Origin of the sequence: Paenibacillus antibioticophila, assembly GCF_000455265.1 — a bacterium.
Taxonomy (GTDB): Bacteria; Bacillota; Bacilli; order Paenibacillales; family Paenibacillaceae; genus Fontibacillus; species Fontibacillus antibioticophila.
Window position 1 is genome coordinate 286,085 of the sequence record NZ_HG005139.1, and the last position, 17,564, is coordinate 303,648.

Here is a 17,564-nt window from a genome sequence, read left to right on the forward strand (position 1 = left end):
TTAATAGAAGAAGTTGCCGAAGTTTTTAACTTTGAAGCTTGTATGAACGACGATATCCATATCCTGGATGTAATTGTCTTTATAGAAGGCTCTCCATTCTTTATAGCTGACTTTATTTCGTATATGCTGTCCGATCCCGATGCTGTCTACTCCGAGTTGCTGCATCTTCTTTACGATGCGGTTGCATTCCTCTTCGATATGACGGCTCAGAATTTGCTCCAGCTCGGCGCGTTCAGATGTGCTCATCTTCAGGTTTCCGATGTATTCTGTTATTCCTCCGTGAATATCTATCTTAATCTCCACCCGGTATTTCCCTTCGGGCGTTTTGCTGATGGTTTTGCGGGTGGAGTTGTTGATGGCGTGAAATGAAATGCTGTACAGTTCAGGGCGGTTTAGACCGAGTGTGAATTCTCCCCGGTTCTGGTCGTGATACATGATGGAGAAATAAAAAATATCCGAAGCGCTCAGCTTGCCGACCATGCGATCTTTCTTGAAGAGGGCGATGCCGTTGACCTCAAGATCTTTGTCGGACCTCGTGAGAACCGGAGTGATCGGGTCGCGTCCTTCATCGAAGTAGTCCCGGCAAAAATGATGCAGCAGCACATGGGGGAGCGTCTGATTTTCAAACTCTTTTTTCAGCAGCCGGTCAATATATTGGTTCGTTCGGGAGTGGCCGGGCAAATGCGTCTCGATAATATCACGCGCTGCGCCCTCCACAACTGCGATTTCTGTCCGCTTGGATATGGTGAAATCCCGAAGCAGGGTGTCCATATGACTCCACAACCCTCTTCTGGACAGTTCCTCATTGAACAGAATCGTATTGATTTGCCCACTAACCATTTTACGGCTGGTTTTTCGTTGCATTAGAATTCGTGCTTCCTTGCTGCTTCGCACGATTTTGGAGAAAATCTCTTCTTGCTGCTGCGTCTCGCTCGCTTCCGCAATAATGATAGGAATATTGACAGTGACCCGAATCATGTCGCCCTTTTCCGCATCAAAGCCCACCGTCCGGACATAACCTGCCCGCTCCAGGATATTATTGTCCTTGCTGCATCCTGTCGCTATGGTAAGGAAGATTAGCACGAGCACGCCGATCCGTACCCTACGATGCATGACGTTTACTCCTCCCTTTCTGAATCAGGATTGCTAATAAGGCCAGCAGCGGTAATCCAATGGCTGCCCCAATCTCAAACAGGCTAAGTACATCGAACCATTGTTCAACGATAATCAGCGACTTTGGAATGTAGGAGACCCCTATAGCCAAGGTCATGATCAGGAAAAGCAGCAGTTTCCAGGGGGCTTTGGGTAAGACGGCCGAATACATTTGCTGGCTCGACCAGAAGTACATGCCTGAGGTTACAATGATACTAAACAGGAACAGACTGAAGATAAAATTCTGAATGCGCTCGACAAAGGGAAATTGCATATAGCCAAACATGTCCAGCATCGGAAAAGATAAATATTTTAACTCGTGATAATTGAAGAATCCGTAGCACAGTAAGGCAACAAACAAATAGATCAACAGCGAGATGCTGTTGCCAAGATGGACATACTTAAGCCACTTATTGTTTTTCTCGGCATAGGGAAACAGGAGGATCGATAACTCGTACCCCATGAATGCCGCGTACACACTTGCAAATCCCTTCAGCCAGTCACGGCCCTCTTTGAACACATAGGGAGAAAGGCGAAGCAGATCAAAGTCGCCCAGCATCATAAAGCCTGAGGGAACGATTGCCAGGAGTATGAATACCATCAGGAGGTTGGCTTTGGACATGTTGTAGATTCCTTTGGTGACAAACAGAAAAATCAAGATATCAACAAATATCTTTAGCATCAAGTCCGAGGTGGAGGGGAAGATGATCATTTGGTAGATCAGCACGTACTGCTTGACGACAAGGCATCCGATCAGAGCAAAGAGACTTCCCACAGCCAGATACACCGGAATAAGCATGAAGCGCGGCAGTCCCCCCTGTAATATATCAAATAAAGACTTCCCTTTACCCAGACGGTATACTGCGTTGATCAGCATGATGTTAAGCGCGACGATCAGGTAGACCAGGATAAGGATGATCCAACCGTTGGTTCCGAAATAAGTGGCAATCGTCCTGGGAAGGGTGAACTGCACGACGCCTGCCTGGGTATTGAAAATCAACATGGCGATGGAAAAACGATGAAGCTTTTCTTGTGCCAACGGGATCACCTATTTCTTCATCTTATTCAGGCTAACATTCGTGGAACGCGTCTGGGAGGGGCGTCTGTTCAAGGCCCAGAACGGACCGCGAATAAAGATATCGTTCCAGTCCCGGAGCTTGACAGGTGCAGCCGGTATTGTATAAGGCGCGCCCAGACTTGTTAATTTGGCTAAATGGATAATAATCAGGGCGATGCCTGCGCAAAAACCGAAGTTCCCCAGCATACCTGACAGAATCAGCAGACCAAACCGGACAAGCCGGAGGGAGCCGCTCATGATATAGCTGGGAACCACGAAGGAAGCAATGGCTGACATGGCTACAGAAATGATCAGAATATTGCTCGTGAACCCGGCTTGTACGGCTGCCGTTCCAATTACGATACCGCCAACGATACCGATGGTTTGTCCAATTTTGGTCGGAAGGCGCGCCCCTGCCTCCCGCAGCATTTCGATGGTTCCTTCCATCAGTAAAGCTTCGATTATGGGAGGGAACGGGACGCGGGATCTGGATTCGGTCAAGGAAATAAGCAGATTCTCGGGAATCATCTCATAGTGATAGGTTGTGATTGCGACATATAAAGGCGTCAAGCATATGGTAATAAGAAACGCTATGTAGCGAAGAACCCGTAAAGCCGATCCTACTACCCACCGATTATAATAATCATCCGGCGTGGTAAAGAACTCAAAAAAGGAGGAGGGGGCGATAATCACCGAGGGACTATGCTCCTCGATTAACACAAGCTTCCCCTCATTCAGCTTGGATACTGCGATATCCGTCCGCTCCGAGGTTTGGAACAATGGAAACAGAGCGTTTGGAAAATCATCGATAAGCTGAGTCAGCATCGTTCCGTCATATAATGAACTGAACTCAATGGCTTTAATCCGCTCCTCCATTTCCCGGACGTATTCCATGTCAGCTATTCCGTCTATGTAGAGCACACAAATTTTGGTCTTGGAGAGTTCACCAGCCGTATATTGGAGTACCTTCAACCGGTTGCTTTTTAATCTGGAGCGGATCAGTCCCAAGTTGGTACCGAGCGATTCATTGAAAGCATCGTGCGGACCGTTGATGGCGCTTTCCGATTCGGATTGCTCGATGGACCTTTTCTCCGGGCCATAAGCATCCACCAGATACACCCCCTGAGGAAGAAAGAGAGCCACGTAACCATTCAGAATTCCGTGAACGGTTTGGACAGCATCCTCGGCAGCAATGAATTGCGAGCGCCGGAGCAATTGCTCCAATTCCTCCCTTTTGATATTCAGCAAAGGACGAAGAACATCCCTTTCATACGCCTGGGCGTCCAATTGATGAGCAAAGAACAGCAAATCTGCCTGGAGTTCGGGCATGGTGTAGTGAGTCAGGTCGCTGCAATCCTTAAATTCCTCTTGAACATTCTGTAAAGTAAGGGCGCCCGGGGCTTGAGGAGAGCCCTGCGGGCTGTCGCTATGATCGCTTTTTTTGTTTTTGGCCTGGACCCACTTACTGATGAATTGGAGCATGGACATGGCTATCCCCTCCACAGCAATTTTTAGGTATTATGTGATGGAAAGGGAAGTTTATGCAAAGAGATCTTCCGGTTCAAGCAAAAAGCGGCGGAGCCGTAAAGAATCATGGCATCGCCGCTTTTGATGGTACCTCTTATTCATCCGCGGAGGAGAGACTCCGCACCATCGATATATACTTCTGTTCCGGTAATATGGAATGATTCATCCGAGGCGAGGAACAGGGCGAGATTAGCTACTTGCTCAGGCTTGCCGGGGCCTTTCTCCAGCGGCTGGCTCCCCTCGGGAAATTCCACGGGAATTTTAATTTCCTTCATATCCTCTGATGGATAAGTGTTGTCACTGATATTAGTCTCTATTGCTCCAGGACAAATCGCATTGACGCGAATCCCGTACTGAGCCAGTTCGAGTGCAGCCATCTTCATGAAGGCGACTTGAGCTGCTTTAGTCGAAGCATAGGCGGAGAATCCAGTGTTGGAAAAGACGCGGTTCCCGTTAATAGAGCTTGTGATGATAATACTTCCGCCGTGCTCTTTCATATGCGGAATTGCATATTTCACCGTAGCGAACGTTCCGCGCAAATTGATATCCATCGTTTGGTCCCAATCCTCGATCTCCATGGTCTCGATCGGAGCCATGGTGCCGTTGATCCCGGCATTGGCGAATATGACCTGAACAGAGCCGGATTCTTCAGCAATTCGGGTGAACGCCTGCTCAATCATTTCCGGCTTGGAGATATCACAAGGAATGACGTTCGCCTCACCGCCGGCATCCACAATCTGCTTGCGCGTTTCTTCCGCTTCCTCTGGCGTCCGGTCAAGCATATAGACCTTGGCCCCCTGCTGGGCAAACCTTATTGCCGCCGCTCTGCCGATCCCGGAGCCCCCTCCGGTGACGGCAGCGACTTGATCCTTCAAACGAACTTGCTTCATAGCCAGCTCTCCCTTCCTGATCCCGGATGGTTATAGGTTCAGTAATTAACTACCCGAACCAGCATCCCTGAATCAATCAAAGACGGGGAGCACGTCTGATTGGAATGCTCTTTGCAATCTGATTCATCACTTCGGACAGAATCAGTCCGATCGCAATAGAACCGGAGATAAGGAACGCTTGCGCCGCTAATTGAACGGCGATATCATATTGATTCTCCACAAAATTGCGCATGGCATCATAAGCAAGTCCGCCGGGAACCAAAGGAATAATCCCGGATACGCTGAATAAGATGACAGGCTCCTTATAGACTCGTGCAAAGATTAGGCTGACCAATCCTACTATAAAGGTGGCGCTAACGGTAGCAAAAATCGTATTGAAGGGAGCGGTAAGCAGGTAGTAGGCTGCCCATCCCAACATCCCGGATATCCCGCATTGAAGCAGCGTACGCTTCGGGGCATTGAATAGAATGCCGAAGGCCGCAGCGGCAACAAAGCTGGTTAGACAATGCAGCACTAGACTCATTCTTATTCCTCCAGATCTTGAATAATGTTCAGAGCACCGTGAATACAACCGCGATCCCTGCCCCGATGGCAAAGGCGGTGAGAAAGGCTTCTGCGCCTCGGGACAAGCCGGAAACCAGGTGTCCTGCCATCAAATCACGCACGGCATTCGTAATCAACAGCCCCGGAACAAGAGGCATTACGGACCCGATGATAATCTTGTCCAAGGTTGTTCCCAATTGGGTCTGAACCAACAGATAAGCGACGATTCCGATCATCAATGAGGCTGTGAACTCCGCAAAAAATTTGACCCGAACCAGCCGATGAAGCCATAGAAAGGCTGCAAATCCCAGTCCTCCGCATAGAATGCCGGGAAGGAGGTCCTTTCCGACTCCTCCGAACATAAATGTGAAGCAGCCGCTGGCTACAGCGGCGGCAACTATTTGTAATGGCAGCGGATAAGCATGCCTGGACGTATCAATTCGAACTAATTGCTGATATGCAGCTTCCGGAGAAAGGGTACCATTGCCTAGCTGTCGTGAGACATTATTCACAGCAGCTACCTTTTCCAGATCCGTGGTTCTTTCGACAATTCTGATCAATTTGGCCCATTGCATTTCTCCGGACTGAAACACAATCCCGGTTGGAGTTACATAGCTTTGCGATCCGGGCAGGCCGAGCGAAGCCGCAAGTCGGGTCATTGTATCTTCAACCCGATAGGTCTCTGCACCGCTCTGCAGCATGATTTTTCCTGCCAGCAGGCAGATCTCCACCGGCTCCTGATCGGGAGGAATCAGCGATTCTTCCATAGGACAGACCTCCTTAGCTTACTATGGGACATTATACATTAGCCTTACAAAAAGCGGAATCATCCACAAATATCTCCTGATGTCATTGAATGTCGAAAATTATTTTAAATTGTCGAATTATGGCGTTTGATATGTTATGCTTTGTGTATTATTTCCTTGCTGATGGTAAGGTCTTTTGTATTGAGAGGGAACGTAATATGCTTGAAAGCTTGTTTTATAACTTTACGATTTTGACGACGTTTTTGTTCTTTGGAAACATTGTATGGGGAATATGGCAGCAGAAGTATCCCAAGAAGGAATGGGAGACTGAAGTATTACTTGGCTTTATTCTGGGTGTATTCGGGATTATCCTGATGTACTCCGGGTTTTATAGCGGCCAAACGGCCTATGTTGACTTTCGTCAGCTTCCTATTCTCGTGTCTGTCTATATGGGAGGATGGCTCTCCGGTTTGATTTCTGCTGTTCTGATTCTGATTTACCGGTTGTTTTTCCTAAATGGGTTAAATCTTGCTTCCATATTGGGGGCTGTAAATATTCTGATCACCTTCCTCTTCAGCATTCTGCTGATCCAGCGCCGGAAATTGTCTTTTCCCAGATGGGGGTGGGCGCTGGCGTGCTCTGCATGCTCCAGTGTCATTCTTATCTATGTTATTTTTCAGGAAAGGCCTTGGATTACCATCGGAATGTTTACTCCCCTTTATCTGATTTCCGGCCTGTTTACTTTCATGATGCTTCAATATTTGCGCAAGTCGGATGATTCCTTGAGAATTATGCGCGAAGCGGCAAACCGTGATTTCTTGACGGGATTGTCCAACCTGAGAGCCTTCGAATTTATGATGGAGCAAAAAATACTGTCCTCCAAGCGGTATAATACTCCATTTTCACTGGTTATGATTGATATCGATCATTTCAAGAAGGTAAATGATACGTATGGCCATCCCGCAGGAGATGCGGTTCTGGCGCAATTGGCGGATGTGTTAAGGGACACCTTCCGGCCCGGCGATCATATTGCCCGGAAGGGCGGGGAGGAATTTGCGGTCATTGTGGACAACTGCGCCGCGGATAAAGTCCTTGGCATTGCAGAGCGTCTGCGGCAAAATGTGGAGTCTAACCCATTCTTATTGCCGGACGGCTCAGAGCTTAAGATGACGATTTCTGCGGGCAGCGCGACATATCCGGATGTTCCGGAGCATGATCTGATTGACAAAGCAGACCAGGCGCTCTATCGTGCCAAATCGGAGGGCCGGAACCGGGTATGCTGAAGAATCAGTTGCAATATGAAATAGAACTGGAAACTGGCGGTATAGGGAGGATTCCCTGTATCGCTTTTTTGTCGTTATGCATGAATGTGGGGTCATTTGGCAAAATAGTGGCATGTACAGATGAATGTAGGAGGCTGCGGGAATGACGACTCATCGGGCGAGCAATGCTGCAAACTGGCTGAGAGAGAAGCTGGCCGAGCAATCGGACTACGAGGAGATCACGCTGGGCGCATCCTCACAAATTCAGCTTCAATATTTGAAAAGTGTGACTAACTCGAACCTGGTGTACCAATATGTAGTAGTTCCCAGTTATGAGATGGATGATGTGCAAGCCTATGAAGCGTATATAGCAACCTTTCCCGGAACAGGTAAAGCGGATGATCTGCAGAAACTGATTGAAGGAATTTTAGAGGGCTATACCTTAGTCAGTATCGGCCCTAACAGTTATTTGCTTAACTCGGTGAAGGTGGAGTCCGGCGGTGTCGGAGAAGCGATAAATGAAGCGATTGTTCAAGGGCCTCGCGAGGCCTTCAGTGAGAGTATTGAGACGAATCTGAATCTAATTCGCCGCAGGTATCAGACTTCAGAATTGAAGGTTGAGACGATGACACTGGGGAGCCTGTCCAGAACGGCTATCGCGATCGTCTATGATCAGAAGCGGGTGGATTCGAGCGTACTCCAACAAGTAAAAGACCGGCTGAAAAAGGTTAAAATCGATATCTTGCAATCTGCCGGAGAATTAGAGAAATATATAAGTCCTCACCGGTTCAGGATTTTTCCCAATATGGTCGTGACAGAGCGTCCGGATCGGGTTGTACTCAACCTGACAGAAGGAAAGGTTGCCATTCTGATGGATACGACCGGCTTTGCCATTATTGCTCCAGCAGTATTCACCGATTTCTTCTCGGCGATGGATGATAAAATACAAATTCCTCTTGTCAGTCAGTTCTTGAAGCTGATTCGATACGTCGGATTGTTTATAACCTTGACCTTGCCCGGGCTATACGTCACCTTTGCATCTTACAATCCGGAAATCCTGAAGTCTCAACTTGTTCTTCTAATTGCAGGCAGCCGTGCGGCCGTTCCGTATCCATCCTTTATGGAGGTCTTTTTTATGCTGCTGATGATGGAATTTCTTACCGAAGCAAGCTTGCGCCTGCCCAAAGCGATTGGCCCGACCGCAACCACTGTAGGTGGGCTGATTCTGGGACAGGCAGCTACCCAGGCAGGGCTTGTTAGTAATATTATGATCATTCTCGTATCCGCCGTTGCAATCTCTAACTTCGTGATTCCGCTGAGTATGATGGGCTACACCATCCGTGTGATCAAGTACATTATTATTCTGACGGCGATGCTCTTCGGAATAGTAGGCATTATGATCTCTGTGGTCGGAATCATTATGTACTTGTCCGATGTCCGCAGCTTCGGCAAACCCTACTTCAGACTAACATTGTGGGAATCCAAGGAGAAGGTAGGGCACCAGCATGGTAAGTCGTAGGTACTACTATTATCTGTTTATGATCAGTATGGTTATCAATATTATCAATCTTGTACCGAGAGTTCTTATTCTCACCAGGTTCGACGGCGTATTCTGGTCGATTCTGCTTGCGGTTGCTTACTGCACCTTAACAATGTATATTTTCACCCGCCTGATTATCCAGTTTGAGGGACAGGGCTTTCCGGAAATTTTCAATACTTATTTACCCCGGGCTGCAGCAACTCCTCTCCTCATCTTATACTCTATCTTTTGGTTTATTGCGGGATGTATTCTGCTGTTGTCCTTCGTAGATATCACGATTCGCTTCATCAGCCCGGATATACGGGGGAGAGCTGTCATGACAGGTTTTTTGATTCTGGTGGTCGGAGCCAGTCGTATTAAGGCAACCTCCATTTTGTATGCAATAGAGACCGTACTCATGCTGTGTTTGCCTGCAATGGTGTTCATTTTAGTCAAGGCCTTGATCAATCCCGCATTTAATTGGGACTCGGTTCTGCAGGTATTCACCTATTTATGGACCAAGCCTAAGCTGGTTACGGTTGCCGGAGCCAGCTTTGCGTTTACCGGATATGTAAATCTGGCGATTTTCAATCGCAGCTTTCAGAATCTAAAGCTCGAGCTGCGCCATTTCTGGCTGGTTCCCGTATCTGGGCTTCTTATTCTGCTGGTTGCCCTGCTGGTGCCGATTGGGTATCACGGTACGATCGGAGTAGAGGATCATGTCTATAGCTGGTTCTCAACTGCGGATTCTTTACGAATGGAGACGTTTGTTGTTGAACGGGTTGTGTATTTGTTTTACATCACCTATCTCAGTATGTCGCTTGTTACGGTAGTGATTTACTGGCATGTTGGTTTGGAGCTGTTCAAGGGCTGCTTCAACGGAAAGGAAAGTAAAGGGGAGTCCGAGGACGGAGAGAAGGGTACAGGTAAAAAGACGAGAAAGAGTCGATGGATCCAAGCGGTAATTCTCTTTACGCTCTCTGCGATCATGATTTATTTGGTCGAGGAGCTCAACCAAGTTCAATTGGCTCAGGCAGGTCAGTGGTTTTTAAACTTTCGGTTTTTCTCGGAAATGCCCCTGATCCTGTTATTGATACTTCTGGTATGGAAAAAAAGGAGAAGTGCAAGAAGATGAAAAGAAGCCTGTGGGCTAAGCTATGCGTGATAGGCTTGCTGGTCTCGCTATTGAGCGGATGTCAGTTCAAGGATATTGACAAGCGTTCCTTTGTCCTGGCGATTGGCGTGGATCGTCCCGAGGACCCGGAGACCAAGCATCTTTATGAAGTTACTTTAAAGACCGCTTTGCCGGAAGGAGATCCTACCGCTCGCACTCAGGAGTCCATTATGATTACGCAAGTGGCTCCCAGCATTCCAGAGGCCGTACGGCTAATGAAATCTAAAATTGATAAGGAGCTGGACTTCAGCCACTGCAAGGTTGTTGTGTACGGGCAGGCCTTAGCCAAGGAGAATATCGCTGCAGTGCTGGACTGGACGACCCGTCGGCGTGACCTTCAATTGATTATGTACTGTGCAGTTGGGGTTCCCAATGCCAAGGAAGTGATCCAAATGCAACCGAAAACGGAAAGAGTGCCGGGCAATGCCCTGATTCTTTCCCTAAGCAAGGATGGCAGCGAATCGCCGTTTGTCCATACGGTATACTCATTTGACCTGGCCAGGAAGATGACAGAGCACGGGATTGATCCAATCATGCCAGTTGTGCATACCCAGGACCCGGATATGCTTGTCGTGAACAAGCTGGCTGTATTCAACAAATCCAAGATGGTGGGTACGCTGACACCTGATGAGACCCGACTGTTCAATCTGTTGGCGACCAAAAATCTGATTACCAGCTTCCGAGTCATGGCAGAAGGGAATGCTTATGATTATTATCTGGAATCCTCGAAATCAGAATATAAAATTAACCCTGCCAAAGCTGGAAAGGCTACGGTTAGTTATAAAGTGAGCGGAAGTGGAACGATTGAAATGAACGATGAAGGAATCCCCGTTACAGGACCGGTATTACGCGAGGTATCCCGTGCGGCAAATGAGCAGTGGGAGAAGGATGTCAAGGCTCTGTGTCAAAAATTTCAAGGCTTGGGGGTAGATCCGCTGGGATGGGGGCTCCGCTATTTCTCAAGAAATTGGAATAATGAGCAGGAGGTTCAGCAGTGGAAGGAGCTCTATCCGGAGCTTGAATTTCAAGTCAAGGCGGATGTGAAGATGAAGTATACCGGGCTGATTCGCTAAAAATAGCTGCGTTGAGGGGGCAACGTGTGAAGTGATCTTCACACGTTGCCCCCTCAAACGCAGCTTTGTTGATTAAGAGTTCTCATCACCATCGAAGCCGTTCAGCAGGTCAATCCCTGGCATCGCATCCGGGTCCGGCGCACTCCCGTCAACGGGACTTCCCGGCTGAACCGCATCCGCGTCGGGCACATTGGGCAGAGCTGTATCGTCCAGCGCAGTGTAGTCCTCGTTGTCACCTTCGTCAGACTCGCTGATTCCTTGCGTAATTCGCGTATCGTGAGGCAGAAGATCATCCGCAGGTATATCATTCTCAGGCCGGTAATCGCGTTGAATAAGGTAACGGTCATAGGTAAAGTCGCTTTCTTCCTTCATAAAATCCTCATTTGGCATGATTTGTCATCTCCTTGTGTAAGCGATGCTTCAGCTTTAGTTGAAGTTTGCCCTGATTCGGGAAAATCAACGCGTGGAGACTCAAAATTTAGGGAATACGTACTTGACGATAAAGTATAAAAAGCCGAAGAAGAGAATGATGTAGGCGGCATATTTGATGAAGGTTGCTGCTACCATGCTCGGCTCGGATCTGTGCTGCACCTCTTTGCGCTCTACATCTACATTGGTTGTCTCGTTGCGTTCGTGCGGATCATACATTGCTATTCCTCCTTCAGAGTGTAAAGTGTGGAAGCCGTTTTATCAGCACATTGCTTCGTCTTCATCCGTTTGTCTACTTAATAAACGGGATCCAGGCCTGTGAAACAAAGTATTGACTTAGCGGAGCGTGACGTCTACAATGTCACACATAAACTCGCGGACGGTTTTAGGTTGATCTTGTTGCAGGAGGGCTTGACCAAGTGATCACGATTTATGATATTGCCAAATTAACCGGATTTTCTCCAACCACCGTATCCAAGGTGTTCAATGACTACCCGGACGTCAGCCTGAAGACTCGCCGTAAAATTCTGGAGGCCGCGGAGCAGCTTGGCTATTTGCCGAATGCACATGCCCGCTCGCTCACCACGAAGCGCTCCTGGACGATTGGGATACTCTATAACGAGTCCTCGGGCATTGGCATGCTGCACCCTTATTTTGCAGGGGTTATTGAAGGCTTCAAAAAGGTCGCGACCTCGCGCGGATATGATTTAATGTTCATCTCCAAGGATATTGGCGGCAAAAAGAGCGGATATCTGGAGCATTGCAAAATTCGCGGTGTGGATGGAGTAGTCGGTATTCTGCCGGATTACAGTGATCCGAACTTTACAGAGCTGCTGGGTTCGGATGTTCCCATGGTATTGCTTGATCAGGAGTCAGAGATCAAGGGGACGGTCTATTCCGATAATCTGGACGGCTCGATTCGTGCTGTTCAATATTTGTATGATCTTGGTCATCGCAAGATCGGCCACATCGGCGGGGGCAACACTTTTGCCGGTGTCAAGCGTATGCAAGGCTACCTTCAAGCAATGCAGGAGCTCCGACTTCCTATTTGTGAGGAACACATCATACAAGGAAGCTATGACTATACGATTGAGAGCGGAAAAATTGCGATGGAACAGCTGCTTCAAGCGGTTGATTCTCCGACGGCGGTATTTGCTGCCGGGGATAATCTGGCCATTGGCGCGATGCAGGCGATTAAGGACCATGGCCTGAGCATCCCCGGGGATATATCTATCATCGGCTTTGATGACATTGCAATGGCCGGCTTTCTGACCCCTTCTTTGACAACGATTCGCCAGAACACCCATGCCCTTGGCAATAGGGCAGCCGACATGTTAATCTATACAATAGAAGGCGGTACGACGATCTCTTCGGAAGTGATCCCGGTAGAGCTTGTTGCCAGAGACTCTTGCCGAGCCATTGAATAAATTGACAGCATAAATTATTTTTTTGGTAAAGTCGAAACCGGTTTCGAAAAATGAAAAAGGAGCGATTCTTGCATGGCGAAGTGGAAGAAAGTGCTAACCTCCCGGGATTCCGGAGAACGGCTGGCCTATCAAGGCGAATTGGCAGCCGGAGTTAATTCCGCAGAGGGCCAAGCTCACATCAAGCTGGATCCTGCCCGGACGTATCAATCCATTGTTGGTTTTGGAGGCGCTTTTACGGAGGCAACGGCCTACACACTCTCCCGGATCAGTCCGGAGAAGAGAGCCGAGGTCATCTCCAAATATTTTGATCTCGAACAAGGCCTCGGCTATACGATTGGCCGGGTGCATATTCATAGCTGTGATTTTGCTTTGGGCAATTATACGTATGTGGAAGACAATGATGCCGAGCTCAAGACCTTTGATATTTCCCGCGAGCGGAAATGGGTGCTGCCGCTCATCCATGATGCTGCTAAGGCTGCCGGCCAAGACATTACGATGCTGGCTTCTCCCTGGAGCCCGCCCGCCTGGATGAAGACGAATGGAGAAATGAATCATGGCGGCCAGTTAAAGCCGGAATTCAGAGAAGCCTGGGCTCTTTATTATACTAAATTCATTAAGGCCTTCCGTGAAGAAGGGGTGCCTATCTGGGCGATTACGGTGCAAAATGAACCGGCGGCTGTACAGACCTGGGATTCCTGTATTTATAGCGGGGAAGAGGAGCGGGATTTCGTTCGAGATCATCTTGGCCCGACGATGCATCGCGAAGGACTGGAAGACGTGAACATTCTGATCTGGGACCATAACCGGGATCTGATCGTGGAACGCGCCTCTGCTGTGCTGTCTGATCCGGAAGCAGCCAAGTATGTATGGGGCACCGGCTTCCATTGGTATGTCAGCGAAGCCTTTGAGGAGGTGGGCAAGGTTCATGAGCTGTTCCCCGACAAGCATCTGCTCTTTACAGAAGGCTGCCAGGAGGGCGGCGTCAAGCTGGGCGAATGGTTCACCGGCGAACGCTACGGACGCAACATCATCGGTGATTTGAACAACTGGACCGAAGGATATCTGGACTGGAATCTGGTGCTGGATGAGACAGGCGGGCCGAATCATGTGAACAATTTGTGTGATGCTCCGATTATCGCTGATACGACTACGGATACGGTTCATTATAATAGCTCGTATTACTACATCGGCCACTTCAGCAAGTACATTCGTCCGGGAGCGGTGCGGATTGGCCTGGAATCGGACATTACGAATCTATACATGACTGCCTTTAAAAATGAGGACGGAAGCATTGCTGTTGTTGTCCAGAACGAAGGAGATGCGGGGCAAGACTTTACTTTGGAGCTGGGTGCCGATTCCGTATCCGATCACCTGTCCGCTCATTCGATCGCAACCTATCTTATTAAGCCATAAGGAGATGAATCCCATGCCAAAATACGGTTTTGAAAAAGAAACATTTGTGATTGAACAGTTTGATAAAGCGAAGCCATTCTCGAGCTTCCTGCCGGGCCTTGCCGGACTCAAGGGTATACCGATGTGGACCTTCTATGTAAACCGCGGTCAAGGCGTATGCAGCTTCGGAATTCGGGACAAGAACAGTCCGATCATGGAATTTTCGCCTGCCAACATCACTTATCAATCGGTATCCATGCAGGGCTTCCGGACGTTTGTGAAGCTTAAGGATCAGGATTTGATTTACGAGCCGTCCCAGAACGCTTATCCCGATGCCTCTGCCAAACGCACGATGCGCATTTCGGCGAATGAATTCGTGATCGAGGAGCGCAATGAAGCGAAGGGACTGCAGATCAAGGTTACTTATTTCCACATCCCGAATGATGATTACGCCGCACTGGTTCGTAAAGTAGAACTGACCAATATTTCCGGAGAGGCTATAAGTCTCGAAATGCTCGACGGTCTGCCTGAGATCTTGCCGTTCGGTGTGGAGAACTCCGGCTACAAGGAGATCGGCAACCTGCTTCGCAGCTGGATGGAAGTCGATAACCTGGAGGAGGGCATCCCCTATTACCGCAACCGTTCCAGTACGCATGACGAAGCGGAAGTCAGTGAAGTGCGCAGCGGTCATTTTTACCTGTCATTTGACGAAGAAGGAAGACGCTTCTCGCCTATTGCAGACTTTGAATTGGTATTTGGAGCGAACACTTCGCTCGCTTATCCCGACGGATTTGCTGATTCATCGATCCAGGAGCTGCTTAAGAAACCGCAGTATTGCAAGAATAAGGTCCCTTGCGGCTTCTCTGCAATTTCAGCTGACCTGACCGCGGGGGAGACGAAGCAGGTATACACCCTGATCGGCCACTTTGACAGTGTGGAGCGCCTGAATGAAAAAGCCCGGCATATTTCCTCGCCGGCTTATGTCGAGCAGAAGCTCGCGGAAGCCCGGGAGCTGACTGAGAACCTGACGGCCGATATTGCTACCAAGACCTCGATGCCGCATTTTGATGCCTACTGCAAGCAGAATTATCTCGATAATTTCTTGCGCGGGGGCTATCCGTTTATTTTTGAGAATGGGAAGGAAGGCTTTGTGATCCATCTCTATTCCAGAAAGCACGGGGATCTTGAGCGGGATTATAATTTCTTCTCCATTGCGCCGGAGTATTACTCGCAGGGGAACGGCAACTTCCGCGATGCCAACCAAAACCGCCGCAGCGATATTTACTTTAATCCGAGAGTGGGCACGTTCAATATCAAGACATTCTTTAGTCTGATGCAGGCAGACGGCTATAACCCGCTGGGAGTTGAAGGCACGAGCTTCCAGGTCGAGAAGGAGCGGTCCGGCGAACTGTCCGTCTGGCTGGACAAGGCTGTTCAGAATCATCGTGAGGAATTGGCAGCGCTATGTCACGCTAAATTCACGCCCGGCAAGCTGATTTCTTATATTGCCAGCCATGGAGTAGGACTGAATGTGAGCGACGAGGAATTCCTCACGGGCGTGTTCTCGCTGGCCAAGCAAAATATTGAGGCTAACTTCGGCGAAGGATACTGGTCGGACCACTGGACGTACAATATGGATCTGATTGACAGCTATCTGGATATTTTCCCGGATCGTAAGGCGGAGCTGTTATTTGAAGAGGCTGACTACACCTTCTTTGACAGTCCGGCGAGAGTATTGCCGCGCAGCGAAAAATATGTGCTGAATCACGGGCAGGTGCGCCAATATGGTTCATTGGTGCATGATGAGGAGAAGCTGCAGAAGCTTGGCATTTCACCTAAGGGCACGAACTGGCTGAAGACGGCGCACGGCAGCGGAGAGGTGTATCAGACCAACCTGTTCGTGAAGGTGCTGTCGCTGTCCCTTGTCAAGTTCGCAACGCTGGATCCTTTCGGCATGGGAATTGAAATGGAAGGCAACAAGCCGGGCTGGAACGATGCGATGAACGGTTTGCCTGGATTGTTCGGATCGGGCATGAGCGAGACATTCGAATTGAAGCGGATGCTGAAATTTGTGCTGGAGGTCGTCCGGGAGTACGGAGCATATACGGCAGACGTTCCGGAGGAAATCGCCGATTTGTTCGATCAAGTGAAAGAGCTGCTCGGCAGCCACTTGGACGGCAAGCTGGACTCCTTCGCCTATTGGGATCAAACATCATTAGCCCGCGAGGCATACCGGGATCGGATTCGCTTTGGCATCAGCGGAGTGGAGCGCAAGCTGAGCCTGTCAGAGCTGGAGGATGCGGTTCTGAAGATGCTGGGCAAAGTGAATCAGGGGATTGCCGAGGCGGTTAAGCTGGGCAACGGCCTGACACCGACCTATTTTGCCTTTGAAGCCACGGAATTTGAACCGGTACTGAATGCGCAGGGAGAAGCGGAGATCAGCGGATACGGTCTGCCTAAGGCTACCGTGAAGAAGTTTGCGGTTCGGCCGTTGCCGTACTTCCTGGAAGGACCGGCACGCTGGATGAAGACGATTGAGGATCCGGAAGAGGCTCAGAGAGCCTATGAAGTGATTCGCAGCAGTGATCTGTTCGACAAGAAGCTTAGCATGTACAAGACCTCGGTGAGCCTTGATGAAGAGACTCATGAGATCGGCCGCATTCGCGCGTTTACGCCGGGCTGGCTGGAGCGGGAATCCATCTTCTTGCATATGAGCTACAAGTATTTGCTCTCCTTGCTTAAGAATGGCTTGAAGGAAGCCTTCTTCGCGGAGATGAAAACATCGCTGATCCCGTTCCTGGATCCGGCAGTGTATGGTCGCAGCACCCTGGAGAACTCCTCCTTTATCGCGCCAAGCGTCAACCCGGATCCGGAGGTTCATGGCAGAGGATTCGTCGCCAGACTCAGCGGTTCGACCGCTGAATTCCTCAGCATGTGGGTGATGATGATGGCCGGGAAGCATATTTTCCGTATGGCTGACGGAGAATTGCAGTTGAAGTTGAATCCTGCATTGCCGGGATGGCTCTTTGATGATCAGGGAGAAGTATCCTTTACCTTCCTGGGAAGCACATTAGTCACGTACCGCAATCTGGATCGTCGTGATACTTTCGGAGGAAACGCAGCTGCGATCTGCAGGATGACGGTAGTGAAGAGAGATGGACAGCAGATTCAGATTGACGGTAACGCCATTACAGGTACTTTGGCTGAAGCTGTGCGTAATGGCTTGGTAGAATCCATTACAGCAGAACTGGCTTAAGTCTTTAAATTCGGTATCATCTGCCGATAAATCAGAGAGTCTTTCAACGCATCAGGTTGAAAGGCTCTCTCTTATTTTGGCAAGGTAGATTTTTTATCGATAAAACTATTCATGGAT

Annotated in this window: 15 protein-coding genes; 7 read left to right on the forward strand and 8 right to left on the reverse strand. The window is 49.1% G+C overall.

The window, feature by feature from the left end; genetic code table 11:
- From TX85_RS01215 to TX85_RS01240, 6 genes are all read right to left on the reverse strand, one after another.
- Complete coding sequence (locus tag TX85_RS01215) at positions 1-1,113, reverse strand: Ger(x)C family spore germination protein (protein WP_044477319.1); 1,113 nt, start codon at positions 1,111-1,113, stop codon at positions 1-3.
- On the reverse strand, positions 1,103-2,191 hold the full coding sequence (locus tag TX85_RS01220) for a GerAB/ArcD/ProY family transporter (protein ID WP_044479718.1): 1,089 nt from the start codon (positions 2,189-2,191) through the stop codon (positions 1,103-1,105). The genes TX85_RS01215 and TX85_RS01220 overlap by 11 nt, the downstream gene beginning before the upstream one ends.
- A gap of 9 nt (positions 2,192-2,200) precedes the next feature.
- Positions 2,201-3,697 (reverse strand): spore germination protein, encoded by a 1,497-nt coding sequence (locus tag TX85_RS01225; RefSeq protein WP_233500580.1) that lies wholly within the window; start codon positions 3,695-3,697, stop codon positions 2,201-2,203.
- A 137-nt stretch (positions 3,698-3,834) separates the two neighbouring features.
- Positions 3,835-4,626 (reverse strand): SDR family oxidoreductase, encoded by a 792-nt coding sequence (locus tag TX85_RS01230; protein WP_044477320.1) that lies wholly within the window; start codon positions 4,624-4,626, stop codon positions 3,835-3,837.
- 76 nt (positions 4,627-4,702) lie between these two features.
- Positions 4,703-5,149, reverse strand: coding sequence for a threonine/serine exporter family protein (locus TX85_RS01235; RefSeq protein ID WP_044477321.1), 447 nt, complete (start codon positions 5,147-5,149; stop codon positions 4,703-4,705).
- Between the two features lie 28 nt (positions 5,150-5,177).
- Positions 5,178-5,936: a threonine/serine exporter family protein gene (locus TX85_RS01240; RefSeq protein ID WP_044477322.1), complete on the reverse strand. Its 759-nt coding sequence runs from the start codon at positions 5,934-5,936 to the stop codon at positions 5,178-5,180.
- Positions 5,937-6,133: 197 nt separating this feature from the next.
- On the opposite strand from TX85_RS01240, the gene TX85_RS01245 reads away from it, so the two are divergent.
- From TX85_RS01245 to TX85_RS01260, 4 genes are all read left to right on the forward strand, one after another.
- Positions 6,134-7,198, forward strand: coding sequence for a diguanylate cyclase (locus tag TX85_RS01245; RefSeq protein ID WP_049894751.1), 1,065 nt, complete (start codon positions 6,134-6,136; stop codon positions 7,196-7,198).
- A gap of 142 nt (positions 7,199-7,340) precedes the next feature.
- Positions 7,341-8,696 carry a spore germination protein gene (locus TX85_RS01250; protein ID WP_044477323.1) on the forward strand — a complete coding sequence of 452 codons (1,356 nt, stop codon included), beginning with the start codon at positions 7,341-7,343 and terminating at the stop codon, positions 8,694-8,696.
- Complete coding sequence (locus TX85_RS26650) at positions 8,683-9,831, forward strand: hypothetical protein (RefSeq protein WP_044477324.1); 1,149 nt, start codon at positions 8,683-8,685, stop codon at positions 9,829-9,831. The genes TX85_RS01250 and TX85_RS26650 overlap by 14 nt, the downstream gene beginning before the upstream one ends.
- Positions 9,828-10,943 carry a Ger(x)C family spore germination protein gene (locus TX85_RS01260; protein ID WP_044477325.1) on the forward strand — a complete coding sequence of 372 codons (1,116 nt, stop codon included), beginning with the start codon at positions 9,828-9,830 and terminating at the stop codon, positions 10,941-10,943. The genes TX85_RS26650 and TX85_RS01260 overlap by 4 nt, the downstream gene beginning before the upstream one ends.
- A gap of 72 nt (positions 10,944-11,015) precedes the next feature.
- Here the strand turns inward: TX85_RS01260 and TX85_RS01265 are convergent, their stop codons facing one another.
- A complete protein-coding gene (locus tag TX85_RS01265; protein ID WP_049894752.1) occupies positions 11,016-11,333 on the reverse strand; it encodes a hypothetical protein in 318 nt (105 codons plus the stop codon).
- Between the two features lie 81 nt (positions 11,334-11,414).
- Entirely contained in the window at positions 11,415-11,591 is a 177-nt protein-coding gene (locus TX85_RS26970; RefSeq protein WP_187375120.1) for a hypothetical protein, read from the reverse strand.
- A 200-nt stretch (positions 11,592-11,791) separates the two neighbouring features.
- Here TX85_RS26970 and TX85_RS01270 point away from each other — a divergent pair, with 200 nt between their 5' ends.
- The 3 genes from TX85_RS01270 (at position 11,792) to TX85_RS01280 (ending at position 17,447) form a co-directional block, all read left to right on the forward strand.
- Positions 11,792-12,799 (forward strand): LacI family DNA-binding transcriptional regulator, encoded by a 1,008-nt coding sequence (locus TX85_RS01270; protein ID WP_044477326.1) that lies wholly within the window; start codon positions 11,792-11,794, stop codon positions 12,797-12,799.
- A 72-nt stretch (positions 12,800-12,871) separates the two neighbouring features.
- Entirely contained in the window at positions 12,872-14,212 is a 1,341-nt protein-coding gene (locus tag TX85_RS01275; RefSeq protein WP_044477327.1) for a glycoside hydrolase family 30 protein, read from the forward strand.
- A 13-nt stretch (positions 14,213-14,225) separates the two neighbouring features.
- The gene (locus tag TX85_RS01280; protein ID WP_044477328.1) at positions 14,226-17,447 is read left to right on the forward strand and encodes a hypothetical protein; all 3,222 of its coding nucleotides are present in this window, start codon (positions 14,226-14,228) and stop codon (positions 17,445-17,447) included.
- Positions 17,448-17,564: the final 117 nt, after the last annotated feature.

Bases quoted from the DNA above. Each gene is read 5' to 3' on its own strand.
- TX85_RS01215 (WP_044477319.1), bottom strand. From the start codon at position 1,113: ATGCATCGTAGGGTACGGATCGGCGTGCTCGTGCTAATCTTCCTTACC.
- TX85_RS01225 (WP_233500580.1), bottom strand. From the start codon at position 3,697: ATGTCCATGCTCCAATTCATCAGTAAGTGGGTCCAGGCCAAAAACAAA.
- TX85_RS01230 (WP_044477320.1), bottom strand. From the start codon at position 4,626: ATGAAGCAAGTTCGTTTGAAGGATCAAGTCGCTGCCGTCACCGGAGGG.
- TX85_RS01235 (WP_044477321.1), bottom strand. From the start codon at position 5,149: ATGAGTCTAGTGCTGCATTGTCTAACCAGCTTTGTTGCCGCTGCGGCC.
- TX85_RS01240 (WP_044477322.1), bottom strand. From the start codon at position 5,936: ATGGAAGAATCGCTGATTCCTCCCGATCAGGAGCCGGTGGAGATCTGC.
- TX85_RS01245 (WP_049894751.1), top strand. From the start codon at position 6,134: ATGCTTGAAAGCTTGTTTTATAACTTTACGATTTTGACGACGTTTTTG.
- TX85_RS01250 (WP_044477323.1), top strand. From the start codon at position 7,341: ATGACGACTCATCGGGCGAGCAATGCTGCAAACTGGCTGAGAGAGAAG.
- TX85_RS26650 (WP_044477324.1), top strand. From the start codon at position 8,683: ATGGTAAGTCGTAGGTACTACTATTATCTGTTTATGATCAGTATGGTT.
- TX85_RS01260 (WP_044477325.1), top strand. From the start codon at position 9,828: ATGAAAAGAAGCCTGTGGGCTAAGCTATGCGTGATAGGCTTGCTGGTC.
- TX85_RS01265 (WP_049894752.1), bottom strand. From the start codon at position 11,333: ATGCCAAATGAGGATTTTATGAAGGAAGAAAGCGACTTTACCTATGAC.
- TX85_RS26970 (WP_187375120.1), bottom strand. From the start codon at position 11,591: ATGTATGATCCGCACGAACGCAACGAGACAACCAATGTAGATGTAGAG.
- TX85_RS01275 (WP_044477327.1), top strand. From the start codon at position 12,872: ATGGCGAAGTGGAAGAAAGTGCTAACCTCCCGGGATTCCGGAGAACGG.
- TX85_RS01280 (WP_044477328.1), top strand. From the start codon at position 14,226: ATGCCAAAATACGGTTTTGAAAAAGAAACATTTGTGATTGAACAGTTT.